General features: G+C 75.8%; 15 protein-coding genes. 7 read left to right on the forward strand and 8 right to left on the reverse strand.

Features of this window, described 5'->3' with window-relative positions; all coding sequences use genetic code 11:
• Positions 1-61: 61 nt before the first annotated feature.
• The 3 genes from ABT238_RS06670 to ABT238_RS06680 form a co-directional block, all read right to left on the reverse strand.
• Positions 62-1,348: a glycerophosphodiester phosphodiesterase gene (locus ABT238_RS06670; protein WP_350570935.1), complete on the reverse strand. Its 1,287-nt coding sequence runs from the start codon at positions 1,346-1,348 to the stop codon at positions 62-64.
• A gap of 430 nt (positions 1,349-1,778) precedes the next feature.
• Entirely contained in the window at positions 1,779-2,327 is a 549-nt protein-coding gene (locus ABT238_RS06675) for an RBBP9/YdeN family alpha/beta hydrolase (protein WP_350570937.1), read from the reverse strand.
• 160 nt (positions 2,328-2,487) lie between these two features.
• Positions 2,488-4,662, reverse strand: a complete 2,175-nt coding sequence (locus ABT238_RS06680; RefSeq protein WP_350755827.1) for a TerD family protein — start codon at positions 4,660-4,662, stop codon at positions 2,488-2,490.
• A 225-nt stretch (positions 4,663-4,887) separates the two neighbouring features.
• On the opposite strand from ABT238_RS06680, the gene ABT238_RS06685 reads away from it, so the two are divergent.
• From ABT238_RS06685 to ABT238_RS06695, 3 genes are all read left to right on the forward strand, one after another.
• On the forward strand, positions 4,888-5,454 hold the full coding sequence (locus ABT238_RS06685) for a DJ-1/PfpI family protein (protein ID WP_350570940.1): 567 nt from the start codon (positions 4,888-4,890) through the stop codon (positions 5,452-5,454).
• A gap of 207 nt (positions 5,455-5,661) precedes the next feature.
• Positions 5,662-6,948 (forward strand): serine hydrolase domain-containing protein, encoded by a 1,287-nt coding sequence (locus tag ABT238_RS06690; protein WP_350755829.1) that lies wholly within the window; start codon positions 5,662-5,664, stop codon positions 6,946-6,948.
• Between the two features lie 87 nt (positions 6,949-7,035).
• Entirely contained in the window at positions 7,036-7,581 is a 546-nt protein-coding gene (locus ABT238_RS06695) for a gamma carbonic anhydrase family protein (RefSeq protein ID WP_350570945.1), read from the forward strand.
• Between the two features lie 12 nt (positions 7,582-7,593).
• On the opposite strand, the gene ABT238_RS06700 is transcribed toward ABT238_RS06695, so the two are convergent.
• Entirely contained in the window at positions 7,594-8,847 is a 1,254-nt protein-coding gene (locus tag ABT238_RS06700; RefSeq protein ID WP_350755831.1) for an MFS transporter, read from the reverse strand.
• A 149-nt stretch (positions 8,848-8,996) separates the two neighbouring features.
• Here ABT238_RS06700 and ABT238_RS06705 point away from each other — a divergent pair, with 149 nt between their 5' ends.
• The 4 genes from ABT238_RS06705 to ABT238_RS06720 all read left to right on the forward strand — a co-directional run bounded on the left by ABT238_RS06705 (position 8,997) and on the right by ABT238_RS06720 (position 10,897).
• A complete protein-coding gene (locus ABT238_RS06705; protein WP_350570949.1) occupies positions 8,997-9,233 on the forward strand; it encodes a DUF2277 domain-containing protein in 237 nt (78 codons plus the stop codon).
• Between the two features lie 79 nt (positions 9,234-9,312).
• Positions 9,313-9,549, forward strand: a complete 237-nt coding sequence (locus ABT238_RS06710; RefSeq protein ID WP_350570950.1) for a DUF6296 family protein — start codon at positions 9,313-9,315, stop codon at positions 9,547-9,549.
• Between the two features lie 43 nt (positions 9,550-9,592).
• On the forward strand, positions 9,593-9,877 hold the full coding sequence (locus tag ABT238_RS06715; RefSeq protein WP_350570951.1) for a DUF427 domain-containing protein: 285 nt from the start codon (positions 9,593-9,595) through the stop codon (positions 9,875-9,877).
• A 117-nt stretch (positions 9,878-9,994) separates the two neighbouring features.
• Positions 9,995-10,897, forward strand: coding sequence for a hypothetical protein (locus tag ABT238_RS06720; RefSeq protein ID WP_350755833.1), 903 nt, complete (start codon positions 9,995-9,997; stop codon positions 10,895-10,897).
• Between the two features lie 56 nt (positions 10,898-10,953).
• Here the strand turns inward: ABT238_RS06720 and ABT238_RS06725 are convergent, their stop codons facing one another.
• The 4 genes from ABT238_RS06725 to ABT238_RS06740 all read right to left on the reverse strand — a co-directional run bounded on the left by ABT238_RS06725 (position 10,954) and on the right by ABT238_RS06740 (position 13,316).
• A complete protein-coding gene (locus ABT238_RS06725; RefSeq protein ID WP_350570965.1) occupies positions 10,954-11,271 on the reverse strand; it encodes a hypothetical protein in 318 nt (105 codons plus the stop codon).
• A 198-nt stretch (positions 11,272-11,469) separates the two neighbouring features.
• Entirely contained in the window at positions 11,470-11,631 is a 162-nt protein-coding gene (locus ABT238_RS06730) for a hypothetical protein (protein WP_350570955.1), read from the reverse strand.
• A gap of 174 nt (positions 11,632-11,805) precedes the next feature.
• Positions 11,806-13,011: a cytochrome P450 gene (locus tag ABT238_RS06735; RefSeq protein ID WP_350755835.1), complete on the reverse strand. Its 1,206-nt coding sequence runs from the start codon at positions 13,009-13,011 to the stop codon at positions 11,806-11,808.
• Positions 13,012-13,097: 86 nt separating this feature from the next.
• Positions 13,098-13,316, reverse strand: coding sequence for a ferredoxin (locus ABT238_RS06740; RefSeq protein ID WP_350570966.1), 219 nt, complete (start codon positions 13,314-13,316; stop codon positions 13,098-13,100).
• Positions 13,317-13,390 lie beyond the last annotated feature (74 nt).

The following is a 13,390-nucleotide window of genomic DNA, read 5'->3' on the forward strand; positions in this document are numbered from 1 at the left end:
GCCCCGGAACGTCCGGCGACGTTCCGGGGCGCGGTGCCGTTCGGGCGCCTGGCGTCAGGCGTCAGTGCACGCCCTTGGCGGCCCAGAAGTCCTGGCGGGCCAGCACGCTGCTGTCCGCCTGGTCGGTGAAGAAGCCGTCCACCCCGAGCTCGTAGAGGTACTTCGCCCAGCCGATCGCGTCGCCGTACGCGTTCGGGTCGGTGCCCCGGCGGAAGTCCAGCGGCAGGAAGGCGTTCTCGTTGCGCACCGTGTACGGGTGCAGCAGCAGGCCCGCCGCGTGCGCGTCCCTGACCAGGGTGGTCGGCGGCAGCAGCTTGCCGGTCGCGTCGACGGGCGCGATCAGCGTGGTGGTCGGGCCGAGGCCGTGCGCGAAGGAGGCGATCCAGCGCAGGCCCTCGGGCTTCACCAGGTCGGCCACCGTGCGCGTGTCGCCGGACAGCACGAAGTCGTACGGCCGGCTGGTCGGGCCGCTGAGCAGGAAGACCTTCGGGTTGTCGACCAGCTTGGCGAGCCGCTGCAGGCTGCTCGGCTCGAAGGACTGCAGGATCGCCCGGCCGTTCCGCCCGGCCAGGCCGGTGCGGCGCAGGTCGTCGGCGAGGCGCTCCTCCAGCGGAAGGCCGATCGAGCGGAAGTAGCTCGGGTGCTTGGTCTCGGGGTAGACCCAGACGTCCCGGCCCAGCTCGCGGCCGCGCTTGCGGGCGAAGTCGGCCACCTCGCGGAAGGTCGGCACGGCCCAGCGGCCGTCGTAGAGGGTGTTGCGCTGGCGCTGCTGCGGCAGCCGCTCCTTGGCGCGCAGGGTGCGCAGCTCGGCGAGCGTGAAGTCCTCGGTGAACCAGCCGGTCTGCGCCGCGCCGTCGATGGTCCTGGTGGTGCGGCGGTCCGCGAACTCCTTGTGGTCGGCGACGTCCGTGGTGTCCGTGATGTTGTTCTCGTGGCGGACCACCAGGTGGCCGTCCTTGGTCGGGACGAGGTCCGGCTCGATGACGTCCGCGCCCAGCTGCAGCGCCAGGTCGTAGGAGCCCAGGGTGTGCTCGGGGCGGTAACCGGGGGCACCGCGGTGGCCGACGATCAGCGGGTGCGGCAGGCGGTCCAGGCCGGTGCCGGTGCGCACCGGCGGGCGGGTGCCGGCCGGGCGGCCCGCGGCGACGCCGCGCTCGTCGGCGGCACCGTACTGCTCGTCGCCCGGCTGGTCCCCGGCGGGGGCGGCGAAGGCCTCGCCGGCACCGGCCGCGAGGGCCGCCGCGCCGAGCCCGGCCGCACCGGTGGCCCGCAGGAAGGTCCGGCGGGAGGACGCGGTGGCGTCGGCGGACTGCGCCGGGGTGCTGCCGTCGGACGGACGGTACGTCATGGATGCTCCTAGCTCGCACTGATGGCGTCGCGGTGTGGGTGCCGCCCGCAGACTAGGAGCAGCGGCGCCCCGCCGGGTGGCCGGCGGGCGAACTGCGGGAGAAGTTCCCGCACCCGCCGTCCGCCGCACCCGCCGTCCGCCGCGTCACCATCCGCCGTACCGCCGTCCGCCCGCGCCCGGACGCCCGCGTGCGGGAGTGCCCGGACACGGGGGTGCGCGGACACCGCGGTGCCCGGCCGCGGGTGGGCCGGCCGCGGTCACGCACCGCGGCCGGCCGTCGGTCCGGGGGACGGACCGCTCGGGAGGCCGGCCGGCGCGATCGCTGGTCCGCGCCGGTCGGCCTGCGCCCAGTCTGTCCCGAGGGGCGGGCGCCGTCCCATCCCCGGATCCTGGGATGCTCCGGGCCATCGCCGCCCTCCGTCCCGCCCGTTCAGAGCGCGGCGAGCAGTTCCCGCCCGAGCGGCCAGTCGCCCAGCCCGGAGTCGGAGTTGAGGTGCCCGAAGGCGCCGGGCTCGACGTAGCGCGCGCCCCAGGCCTCGGCGAACCGCCGGGCGCGCTCCGGGGTGACCCACGGGTCGTCGGTGCTGGAGACCACGGTGGCCGGGAACGGCAGGGCGGCCAGCGCCACCGGGCGGAAGCCCAGCAGCTCGGGCACGTCCGCGTGGTCGACGTCGGCGGGCGCGACCAGCAGCGCGCCCCGCACGGCGGCCGTCCGCCCGGCCGGCGCGCCGGCCGCCCAGCGGGCGATCGTCACGCAGCCGAGGCTGTGCGCCACCAGCACCACGGGCCCCTCGGCCGCCGCCGCGGCGACCGCCTCGTCCACCCGGGCCACCCAGGAGTCCGGGTCCGGGTGGTCCCAGTCGTCCTGCCGCACCCGCACGAACGCCGCCGGGTCGGCGGCCTCCCAGCGGCTCTGCCAGTGCGCCGGCCCGGAGTTCTGGTAGCCGGGCAGAACGAGGAAGGTGGTGCGGTCGGACATCGGGGCGGGGTCCCTCCGGGGAAGTCACGGACACGACGACGCCGGGGCGCGGAAACCGCACCCCGGCGTTGGGTCGACGGCGAGGAGAGCGAAGGGGCTGGATTCAATAAGGAGTGAGAAGGAAGCCCCTTCATGGCCTCGCCGGGGCTCACGCTACCAGTCAGGCCGGGACCAGGTCGCGCAGATTTCCGGGGGTGACGACCCGGGAGTCCGGGTGGAGCCCCTCCGGCCGCTCCAGGCCGATGTAGGTCACGGGTCCGGCGGGGACCGCCGCGCCGTCCCACAGGGTGACGGAGGCGGCCCGCTGCCCCATCAGGTCGGTGAGGTGGCGGACCGTGAGGTAGTCGCGTTCGACGACGCCGCGCAGCAGCGTCGCGACCGACAGCTGGTTCTCCTCGACCCGGTTGGCGGCGGGCATGCCGACGAGGTGCAGGTGCAGCCACTTGGCGCGCCAGCGGCCGTCGGCCCCGCGCAGGAACGCCAGCGGCAGGGCTACCCGTCCCGGGCCGCGCAGGTCCGACTTCATCCGCACGGTGCGCGGCTCGAAGGGCCGCCCCGCCTGCTCGCCGTCCCGCAGCATGAAGCCGAAGAACGACTCCTCGACCTCCTCGAAGTCCTCGCCCGCGTAGACGTCGACCTGCGGCACGACGAACGCGCCCCGCACCGCGTCCAGCCGCAGGTTGATGAACTCCGAAGCGCCCTCGGGCGCTTCGGTGACGTCTCCGGAGTGCTCGCCGCCGATCTCGGTGAGCGAGGTGTACGAGAGCCAGGAGACGGTCTCGTACGACTCGTCCAGCATCAGCGCCGTCAGGTCGAGGTCGGTGCGCCGCTCGCGCTGCTTCCAGTACATGAAGAAGCGCAGCAACTCGCCGTCGACCGGGCAGAGCGAGCCGCGGGGCAGCACGCCCAGGCCCGCGGACGTCGCGTTGCCGCTGAGCGGCAGGGCGACGTCGAGGACGGCCGGGTCGATCAGCAGGTGCCCCGGATCCGGGAGACGGCGGCTCACCTCGGCGTCCAGCGCGGCGATCAGGCGCGCGTGCTCGGCGGGCGGCAGCGGTGGCCGGGTGTCGGCGACGACCCGGCCGCGGCCGGCCCGGTTGACGAAGACCCGGCGCTCCCCGGCCCCCTCGGTGCGGCGGTTGTGCAGGTGTTCGCGGACCGACAGCAGCAGGCGCCCGGCCACCTGCCCGGCCGCCGCCTCGGCGGCGGCCACCACGGCCTCGCGCTGCTCCGCGGTGGCGCAGGCGCGCAGCAGCCGGTCGAGCGCGCGGAACAGCTTGCCCGGGGCGGCGGCCAGCAGCCGCACCGCCGCGCCGACGTCGTCCGCGCCGAGCGCCTCCTCGACGCGGCCGTCGAAGGACCGGGCCTCCCGCTCGCCCCGGGCGACCGCGAACACCTCGGCGGCGTGCGGCCAGCGCGGGTACTCGTGCGGGTGGAGCCGCTCGCCGAGGCGCTTGAACATCTCGCGGTGCGTGCCGACGTCGCCGAGCTTGGCGGGGGCCGCGGCGACCACCGCGTCCAGACCGGCGAGCAGAGCCCGGCGCACCGGCCGGGGGAACGGGCGGAACCGGGTCGGCTGCGTGAGCGTGACGTCCCCCTCCGACAGCGCGCAGGCGAGGCGGAGCACGTCGGTGACGGTGTCCAGCAGGAGGTCGGCTCCGGCGTGGAGGCGGGCCCGGTTGACGACGGCGCGGTTCTCCCGGACCGGGATCGCCCCGGGCTGCGGCCCGTGCACGCGGTGCCCGGCGAGTTCGCCGAGGTCGCGCAGGGCCTCCTCGCCCAGCGGGGTGACGCTGCCCGCCAGCGCCAGGTACAGGGCGGTGACCTCCTCCTCCAGCGCGCCACCGGCGTGCAGGACGGTCATCCGGTCGCCGGCGGCGGCGATCAGCTCGTCGTGGGCGGCGAGCAGTTCGGCGTACGTGTGCTGGTAGCGGCCGTAGCGGGGCAGCGTCAGCAGGTCGACCACGCCGGCGTCGAGCTGGGCGAGGGTGCGCTCGCCGGTGTCGTCGTCGGCGAGCGCCTCGGTGATGCACCGCATCCAGAAGTGCACGGTGTCCGGCACGTTGGCCGGGAAGTCGATGAAGTAGGCGTTGTGCCGGACGTGGTCGCCGGCCAGCTCGCGCACGGTGGCCAGGGTGCGGACGGCCGTCTCGCGGACGGTCTGCGCGCTGAGCCCCGACAGCCGTTCCAGCGCCTCGGCCGAGAGCTTGAAGCCCACGGACATCAGCGCGGCGTCGAACTGACGGGCCGCGGCCTCGCCGTTCCCGGCCGGACCGTCGGGGGTGGGCAGGCGGAAGGTGTGCCGGACGACCATGGATTCGAGACGCTGGGACATCCCCGCATGGTCCCAGAGCCGTGCGGACCGCCGCACCCGGGTTTCGCGGCCCTCGCCCACGACCGGTCCGGGGGCGTGCGCCCGGGGAAGCGCGCCGTGCCCCGGCGGTGCGCGCCGTTGCGTGGGGACACCGGGTGCGGGAGGTTGGTGCGGTCCCGCGCCGGAGGGCTCCGACCCGGGACGGCTACTGCTTCGACGGTCGATCACTTCGGAGGGATGTCGGCGATGACATCGAAGATCCTGCTCGTCACCGGGGACGCCGCGGAGTCGCTGGAGGTGTTCTACCCGTACCAGCGGCTGCGCGAGGAGGGCTATCAGGTCGACGTCGCGGCGCCGGCGAAGAAGCGGCTCCAGTTCGTGGTGCACGACTTCGTCGAGGGGTTCGACACCTACACCGAGAAGCCGGGCTACACCTGGCCGGCCGACGTGGCGTTCGCCGACGTCGACCCGGCCGACTACGTGGCCCTGGTGATCCCCGGCGGGCGCGCCCCCGAGTACCTGCGCAACGACCCCGAGGTGCAGCGGATCGTCCGGCACTTCTACGAGGGCGAGAAGCCGGTCGCCCAGATCTGCCACGGCCCGCTGGTGCCGGCCGCCGCCGGGGTGCTCGCCGGGCGCACCAGCGCCGCCTACCCGGCGCTGGAGCCGGATGTGCGGGCGGCGGGCGCCACCTACGTGGACGGCGAGGCGGTGGTGGACGGCGTGGTCGTCTCGGCCCGCGCCTGGCCCGACCACCCGGCGTGGCTGCGGGCGTTCATCGAGGTCCTGCGCGTCAAGGCGCCGGTCGCCTGACCGGCCCCGGCCCGGGCCACCCCCGAGCGGCTCTCGGGGTTGGCCCGGAGCGGGCCTCGGGGGCGGCCCCTCCCTGAGGGGGAGCGACCCGCCGCGCGAAGGTCGCTCCCGGGGCTGAGGACCTCCGCGCCACCGCCTGCCAGAGTGTCAAGTGCCGATATCAACAGGGGTGTTGTGGGCACCCGTCGGACGGACACGGGAGAGCGCATGAGCGTGGCGGAGCACACGGACGGGACGGACCGGGGGAGCGGCGGGGGCAGGGGGCGTCGGCGGCGCCGCCCGGCCGCGCGCCTCGTCGCACTCGCGCTCGCGGGCGCGGGACTGGTGGGCGTGACGGCCCCGGCGGCCGGCGCCCTCGGCACGGCGGAACCGATCGGGGTGGTCACGGTGACCAGCACGCAGGACGTGCCGGCGCCGGACGCCGCCGGGCGCGGGCCGTGGAAGGGCGTCGACACCGGGGCCCTGAACGCCTCGCTGCGCGGCATGACCGACTCCGGCGGCGTCTCCGCCGCGCTGGCCCGGGTCGGCGACCACGGCCGCACCCTGTGGAAGGGCGCCTCCGGCGTCGCCGACCGCACCACCGGTGCCCCGGCCTCCCCGGACGGCCGGTTCCGGATCGGCAGCGTGACCAAGACCTTCGTCGCCACCGTCGCCCTCCAGCTGGTCGCCGAGGGGCGGCTCGGCCTGGACGACCCGGTGGAGCGCCTGCTGCCGGGCACGGTGCCGAACGGCGCGGAGATCACCCTGCGCCAGCTGCTCGGCCACACCAGCGGGGTGTTCAACTACACCGAGGACGACGCCTTCGACGTCAACCGGCCCGGCGTCATCGAGCAGTGGCTGGAGTCCGGCCGCTACACCCGCTGGACGCCGCAGCAGCTCGTCGCGCTGGCCAACGCCCACCCGGCGTACTTCGCGCCCGGCCAGGGCTTCCACTACTCCAACACCAACTACGTCCTGGTCGGCCTGATCATCGAGCGGGCCACCGGCCGCAGCTGGCAGCAGGAGGTGGAGCGGCGCGTCGTCCGCCCGCTGCACCTGACCGGCACCTTCATGCCCGACCACGGGACGGCCGTCCCCGGCCCGCACGCGCACGGCTACTACGACCTGCCCACCGGCCCGGTGGACGTCACCGAGCTGGACCCGAGCATGGCGGGCGCGTCCGGCGCCGGGATCTCGACCACGGCCGACCTCAACACCTTCATCACGGCCCTGATCGGCGGCCGGCTGCTGCCCCGCCCGCAGCTCGCCGAGATGATGACCGCCACCCCGCAGAGCGGGAACCGCTACGGCCTCGGCCTGGAGCGGGCGACCACGGACTGCGGCGTGCTCTGGGGCCACACCGGCGGCATCCCCGGCTACAACACCGTCCTGTACACCAGCGCCGACCTCCGCCGGCAGCTCGCGGTCTCGATGAACGCCCAGGGCATCTCGACCCCGCCGGAGACCAGGGAGGCCTACGAGAAGCTGCAGAGCGCCGGGACCTGCACCGGCTGACCGGGGGCCACCCGGCCCCGGACCGGCGGAGCGGGGATGCCATCATGGCCCGCACCTGAAGGGCCGTCGGCACGAGGAGGACGAGAGATGGCAGAGCCGCTGATCGCCGAGGTCGGGGGCCGGGTGCCCGCCGTCGACCCGGGCGCCTTCGTCGCGCCGAACGCGGTGGTGGTGGGCAGCGTGACGGTGGGCGCCGGGGCGAGCGTCTGGTACGGCGCGGTGCTGCGCGGGGACGCCGAGGCGATCACGGTCGGTGCGGACAGCAACGTCCAGGACAACTGCACCCTGCACGCCGATCTCGGCTTCCCGCTGGTGATGGGGGAGCGGGTCTCGGTCGGCCACAACGCCGTGCTGCACGGCTGCCTGATCGAGGACGACGTCCTGGTCGGGATGAACGCCACGGTGCTCAACGGCGCCCGCATCGGCGCGGGCTCGCTGGTCGCCGCGGGCGCCGTGGTGCCGCAGGGCATGCGGGTCCCGCCCGGTTCGCTGGTCGCCGGGGTGCCGGCCAAGGTCCGCCGCGCGTTGACCGAGGAGGAGCGGGCCGGCATCACCTTCAACGCCGAGGGCTACCGGCTCCTGGCCGACGGCCACCGCGGGCTCCGCCCGCTGCCGCCGGCCGAGCCCGCCTGACCGCGCCCGCCCTCAGCGGGCCGGGCGGGCCGGCGCGCCGATCCGGTCGTCCGGGGCCGGCGCGGGCCCCGGCACCCGGGCCCCGGCGCCGCCCGCGGCGACCACGACCGCCGGCGCGGCCGGGCGCCGCCGGGCGGCGGCCCAGGCGGCCACCGCGATCACCGCCCCCGAGGCCGCCAGGCCGGAGCCGACCAGCGGCGGCGAGGTCCAGCCCAGCCCCGCGTCCAGCGCCAGCCCGCCGAAGAACGCGCCCTGGGCGTTGGCCAGGTTGAACGCGCCCTGCACCGTCGCCGAGGCCAGCGTCGGCGCGCCCCGCGCCTCGCGCATCACCAGCGTCTGCACGGCCGGCACGATCGCGAACCCGAACATCCCGACCAGCACCACCGTCACCGCCGCCGACCACTCGGCGCGCGCGGTCACCGCGAACAGCGCCAGCACGCCGGCGAGCAGGACGAAGGCGGCGCACACCGTCGGCCGCAGCGCGCGGTCGGCCGCGTACCCGCCGAGCAGGTTGCCGATCGTCATCCCCACCCCGAACAGCGCCAGCACCAGGGTCACCGAGCCGGTGGCGTAGCCGGAGACCTCGGTCAGCAGCGGGGTGATGTACGAGTAGCAGGCGAAGAAGCCGCCGCAGCCGAAGACCACCGTGGCCAGCGCCAGCCAGAGCTGGCCGCTGCGGAAGGCGCCCAGCTCGTGCCGCAGGCCCGCCTGCGCGGGGGAGGGCAGCGCCGGGACGAGCCGGGCGATCGCCACCGTCCCCGCCGCGCCGATCGCGACCACCACCAGCATGGTCGCCCGCCACCCCAGGTGCTGGCCGAGCAGGGTCGCGGCCGGCACTCCGACGACATTGGCCAGGGTCAGGCCGGAGAACATCACGGCGACCGCCCGGGCCCGCCTGTCCGGGGCCACCAGTTCGGCCGCCGCCACCGCCCCGGCACCGAAGAACGCCCCGTGCGGCAGTCCGGTGACCAGCCGGGCGGCGGCCAGCGTCCAGAAGTCGGGGGCCAGCGCGCAGAGCAGGTTGCCGAAGGCGAAGAAGCCGGCCAGCGCGACCAGCACCGCCTTCCGGGGCCGCCCGGCGGCGAGCGCGGTGAGCAGCGGCGCCCCGATCACCACACCGAGCGCGTAGGCCGAGATCAGCCAGCCGGCCTGCGGGATCGAGACGTCCAGACCGTCCGCCACCTGGGGGAGCAGCCCCATGGCGGCGAACTCGGTGGTTCCGATGGCGAACGCGGTGACGGCCAGGGCGACCAGCGCGAGAGGCAAGGGGGTACTCCCGGAAAAAGGAACAGGAGGAGTCGGGATTGTTCGTCCGAAATCCTAATCCGATCGGATGACGTGCCCGTGTGGTGCGTAAGTCGGTCCGGTGACGGACGGGGGTCGCCACCCGGGCGTCCGCGCGCGAGACTGGGGTCATGTGCCGCAGTATCAAGACGCTGAGACCGCCCGTGACGCCCGACGCCACCGAGGAGGACTACCACGCGGCCGCGCTGCAGTACGTGCGGAAGGTGTCCGGGTTCCGGGCGCCGGCCGCGCACAACCGTGAGGCCTTCGACCGGGCCGTGGACGCCGTCACCGAGGCCACCGCACGACTGCTCGCCGAGCTGGAGGTCCGCGGCGCCTCCGCCCGTCCGACCCGGGCCACCGCCTGAGGGAGGACCGCGTGCGCGGGACCCGCCGGGAGCGCCGGCGGGGGTCCGAGCGCGTCGCACAGGGACCAGGAGGTCGGTGATGAGCCCCGTCACCCGTTACGCACTCACCTTCCCGGGCACTCCCGGCACCCAGGCCCCGCAGGACGTGGTCGTGGTCGAGCGGACCAGCGCCACCGGGCCCGGCGGACACCCGGTGTACGAGGACGCCAGCGGCATCGTCCGGGCCGAGATCAGCGAGGCGGGGGAGGTCCGGATGCTCGCCAGCGGCGGACACCAGACCCCGCACTGCCCGGTGCACGCCCAGCCGCTGCCCTGACGCCCTGCTGACAGCGCCCGGCCCCGTGGGGCAGACTCCCGGTATGACCACAGCGCGCTGGCAGGGCACCGTCGTCGCCGAGAGCGAGGACACCGTCGTCGTCGAGGGCAACCACTACTTTCCGGCCGACTCCGTGCGCACCGAGTACCTGCGCCCGTCCGACACCACCACCGTCTGCGGATGGAAGGGCACCGCCGAGTACTACTCGCTGCACGTCGACGGCGCGACCAACCCGGACGCCGCCTGGTACTACGCGGACCCCGACCCCGCGGCCGAGCAGATCCGCGGCCGGGTGGCGTTCTGGCGGGGCGTGGAGATCACCGACTGAACCGCCCGGCCCCGGCCGAGGGCCGAACGGGCCCCGGGACACGGCCGTCGTCGTCCTGTCGCAGGACCGCGACACCCCCGGGGCGTGTTCCGCCGCCCCGCCGGGTACGGCCACACCATGGCCATCTTCAGGAAACCGGGACGCCCCGAGCAGCCCGAGCCCACCCCGGACCGCCTCGCCGACGAGCTGGCCGGCCTGGTCGAGGAACTCGAACCCGCCGCACCCGGGGAGCCCGGCGCGCCCGCCGAGGGCGGCCCCGGCGGGCTGGCCGAGTACCGGGCGGGCACGGAGCGCGGCCGGCGGCGCGGCGCCCGGCTGGTCGCCGCCATCGCCCGTCGGCTCGGCTCCGGAAGCCGGGCCGCCGCCAAGGGCGCCGCGTACGGCGGCCGGGCCCTCACCGAGCAGCTGCTCCAGACCGCCCCGCGCATCCCCGTCCGCAGCCTCGCCACGCTGCGCTCCCAGCACCCCGGCGCCGCCGACCCGGAGAAGCTCGCCGACCTGCTGGTCACCGGCGCGGGCCGGGCCTCCAGCGCGCTCGGCGCCGGGGTCGGAGCCGCCGCGATGCTCCCGGTGCCGCCCGCGATGCCGGTGGAGATCGCCGCCGAGACGATCGCCGTCGCCGCCGTCGAGATCAAGCTGATCGCCGAGCTGCACGAGGTCTACGGCTTCCCCGTCCAGGGGACCGCCGCCCAGAAGGCCGGCGCGTACGTCGGCGCCTGGGCCAACCGCCGGGGCATCGACCCCACGCTGCTCGCCAAACCGGCCGGTCTGGCCGCGATGGCGCTCGGCAGCGAGGTCCGCCAGCAGGTGCGCCGCCGGCTCACCCGCAGCTCGCTGCGCCGGCTGCCGTCGCTGACCCCGCTGCTGGTCGGTGCGGGCATCGGCGCCACGGTCAATCTGCGCGACACCCGCAGGGTGGCCCGCGAGGTCCGCACCGACCTGCGCGGACGCCCGCCGGCCGACCCGGGGTACTGGGCGGCCGCCGCCCCGGGCCCGCGCGGGGAGAAGCACGGCGACTGACCGCCGGGGACCGGCCACCGGGCGTGGCCGGCCGCCCCCGGGGGCCGAGGGCCGGGTCAGCCGCCCGGGGCCTGCGGGGCCCCGGCGCCCCGCCCCGCCTTGACCGCGTTCACCATCGCCTGGTGGACGGCCCGCGCCGTGGTCTCGTCGACCGCCGGAACGGGGCTGCCCGCCACCGAGTACCAGTCCAGCGCCCCGGTGTACTGCACCGTGAGCCGCGCCTCGCCGTCCACCCAGGTGGTGTGCACGGTGAGGTCGCCCGAGATCGGGCCGACCTCGACGGTGGTCACCCCGCCGGGCCCGCTGATGATCGACTGGGTGGTCCAGGTGGCCCACGAGGCCCGGGGGTCGAGCGGGGGCTGCGCCCGCTCCACCGTCCCGCCCGGCCCGCCCGCCGGGCCCGGTCCCTGTCCTGCCGTGCCCTGCTGCTGTTCGGTCATGCGCCCATCCTCCCCCGCCGGTCCGCCGCCGCTGGGGCAGCGACACCGGCGGTCGCGAAGGCCGCCCGGGGGCCGGGCGGCCTTGTGGCCATTCGCTGGTGGCAACTCGTCGGTCGGAACGGTCCGGGCGCCTCAGCCGCCCGCCCCCGGCTCCTCCAGGGGCTCGCCCTCGGCCTGCGAGGTGTCCTGTGCGTGCTGGTTCTGCATCGAGGTGATGCCCTCCTCGGGGTCGGCCGCGCGGACGTCCTCCTCCCGCTCGGTGCTCACCTCGGAGCGTGCGCTCATGTCGGTCATCGCGGGCTCCGTCTCCTCGGCCGGCGGGGCGACCGGGACCGCCGCGCTACGCCGTGGCGTCGGGCGGCCGCCGGGCCGGTGCTCTGTCTCGCCCCTCAAGCCTGCCTCCGCGCCCCGGCAAGGGCCAACCGGGCCGGTCAGGCGGTCCGCTCCGCCCCCGCCGGCCCGGGCGTCTCACCAGGTGACCGGCAACGACTTCAGCCCGTAGATCAGCGCCTCCGGGCGGAACTCCAGCGCCTCCTCCGGCACCGCCAGCCGCAGCCCCGGCAGCCGCCGGAACAGCGTGGCCAGGGCGATCTGCAGCTCGGCCCGGGCCAGCGGCTGCCCCAGACACTGGTGCACCCCGAAGCCGAAGGCGAGGTGCCGGCGCGCCTCCCTGCCGAGGTCGACCTCGGCCACGCCGAGGTGGCCCTCGGCGCCGAACAGCCCGTCGTCCCGGTTGGCCGTCGACAGCATGGCGATCACACCGTCCCCGGCGCGGATCAGGGTGCCGCCCAGCTCGACGTCCTCCACCGCCAGCCGCGGCACCCCGGTGTGCAGGATGGTCAGCACCCGCAGCAGCTCCTCCACCGCCCCGGGCACCGTCGCGGGGTCGGCGAGCCGGGCGGCCTGCTCGGGGTGGCGCAGCAGCAGCGCGGTGGAGAGCCCGATCATGTTGGCGGTGGTCTCGTGCCCGGCGACCAGCAGCAGCACCCCGGTCGAGGCGATCTCGCGCAGGGTGAGGTCGTCGCGCATCGCCAGCCGGCTCAGGGTGTCCTCGCCGGGCCGGGCGCGCTTCCGCTCGGCGAGCCGGGTCAGGTAGTCGAGCAGCTCCTCCTGGGCCCGGGCGATGTCCCGGTCGTCGGCGTCGGTGGCGAGCAGCAGCCGGCTGTTCGCCTGGAACGCCTCCCGGTCCTCGTACGGGACGCCGAGCAGCAGGCAGATCACCAGCGAGGGCACCGGCAGCGCGAACTCGGCGACCAGGTCGGCCGGGCCGCCCCCGGCCGTCATCCGGTCGAGCGCCTCGTCCACGATCCGCCGGATGCCGGGGCGCATCGCCTCCACCCGCTTGACCAGGAAGTCCCCGGTGACCATGCGGCGCAGCCGCGCGTGCTCGGGGTCGTCCAGACGCAGGAAGGACGGGTTGGCGGCGACGATCTTGCGCCGCCCCTCGGTGAGGAACGGGAAGCCGGGCCGGCGGGCGTCGGCGCTGAACCGGCGGTCCGAGAGCACCGTGCGGACCTCCGGGTACCCGGTGACCAGCCAGCAGGGGCTGCCGTCGGGGAGTTCCGCGCGGCCGACCGGACCGGTGCTCGCGGCCTCGGTGTACGCGGGCGGCGGCGCGAACGGGCAGGCCGTTTCGTACCGGGCCGGGATCGGGATGACGGGAACGGTGGACATGCTCAAGGTGGTCTCCTCGCGTGACAGGTGAGGCCCGTGGCAGGCGGTGGGAGACGGCGGGAGGGGGCGTGCGGTCCGGGCGGCCGTCAGACGGCGGTGCCGGCTCCGTCGGCCTCGGTGACGGCGATCGCGCCGCCCGGGCAGAGGTCGGCGGCGAGGCGAACGTCGCCGCGGAGGGACGCCGGGACGACGGGCCGCAGGACGGTCACCAGGCCGTCGAGATCGTCCTGCTCGAAGACCTCGGGCGCCGTCATGACGCACTGGCCGGAGCTGCAGCAGCGGTCCCGGTCGACGTTCACCTGCATGTCGGACACCTCTCCGTGGTGGGGCACCGGTCCGCCCGGGCCGGGCCGCCCTCCGCTGTCATGGTCAAGCTATC

It is taken from the genome of Kitasatospora sp. NPDC001527 (genome assembly GCF_040298605.1).
GTDB lineage: Bacteria > Actinomycetota > Actinomycetes > Streptomycetales > Streptomycetaceae > Kitasatospora.

Coding starts and splice junctions, on each gene's coding strand:
- ABT238_RS06710 (WP_350570950.1), top strand. CDS start 9,313: ATGAGCCCCGTCACCCGTTACGCACTCACCTTCCCGGGCACTCCCGGC.
- ABT238_RS06715 (WP_350570951.1), top strand. CDS start 9,593: ATGACCACAGCGCGCTGGCAGGGCACCGTCGTCGCCGAGAGCGAGGAC.
- ABT238_RS06735 (WP_350755835.1), bottom strand. CDS start 13,011: ATGTCCACCGTTCCCGTCATCCCGATCCCGGCCCGGTACGAAACGGCC.
- ABT238_RS06740 (WP_350570966.1), bottom strand. CDS start 13,316: ATGCAGGTGAACGTCGACCGGGACCGCTGCTGCAGCTCCGGCCAGTGC.
- ABT238_RS06690 (WP_350755829.1), top strand. CDS start 5,662: ATGAGCGTGGCGGAGCACACGGACGGGACGGACCGGGGGAGCGGCGGG.
- ABT238_RS06720 (WP_350755833.1), top strand. CDS start 9,995: ATGGCCATCTTCAGGAAACCGGGACGCCCCGAGCAGCCCGAGCCCACC.
- ABT238_RS06670 (WP_350570935.1), bottom strand. CDS start 1,348: ATGACGTACCGTCCGTCCGACGGCAGCACCCCGGCGCAGTCCGCCGAC.
- ABT238_RS06705 (WP_350570949.1), top strand. CDS start 8,997: ATGTGCCGCAGTATCAAGACGCTGAGACCGCCCGTGACGCCCGACGCC.
- ABT238_RS06730 (WP_350570955.1), bottom strand. CDS start 11,631: ATGACCGACATGAGCGCACGCTCCGAGGTGAGCACCGAGCGGGAGGAG.
- ABT238_RS06680 (WP_350755827.1), bottom strand. CDS start 4,662: ATGTCCCAGCGTCTCGAATCCATGGTCGTCCGGCACACCTTCCGCCTG.
- ABT238_RS06675 (WP_350570937.1), bottom strand. CDS start 2,327: ATGTCCGACCGCACCACCTTCCTCGTTCTGCCCGGCTACCAGAACTCC.
- ABT238_RS06685 (WP_350570940.1), top strand. CDS start 4,888: ATGACATCGAAGATCCTGCTCGTCACCGGGGACGCCGCGGAGTCGCTG.
- ABT238_RS06695 (WP_350570945.1), top strand. CDS start 7,036: ATGGCAGAGCCGCTGATCGCCGAGGTCGGGGGCCGGGTGCCCGCCGTC.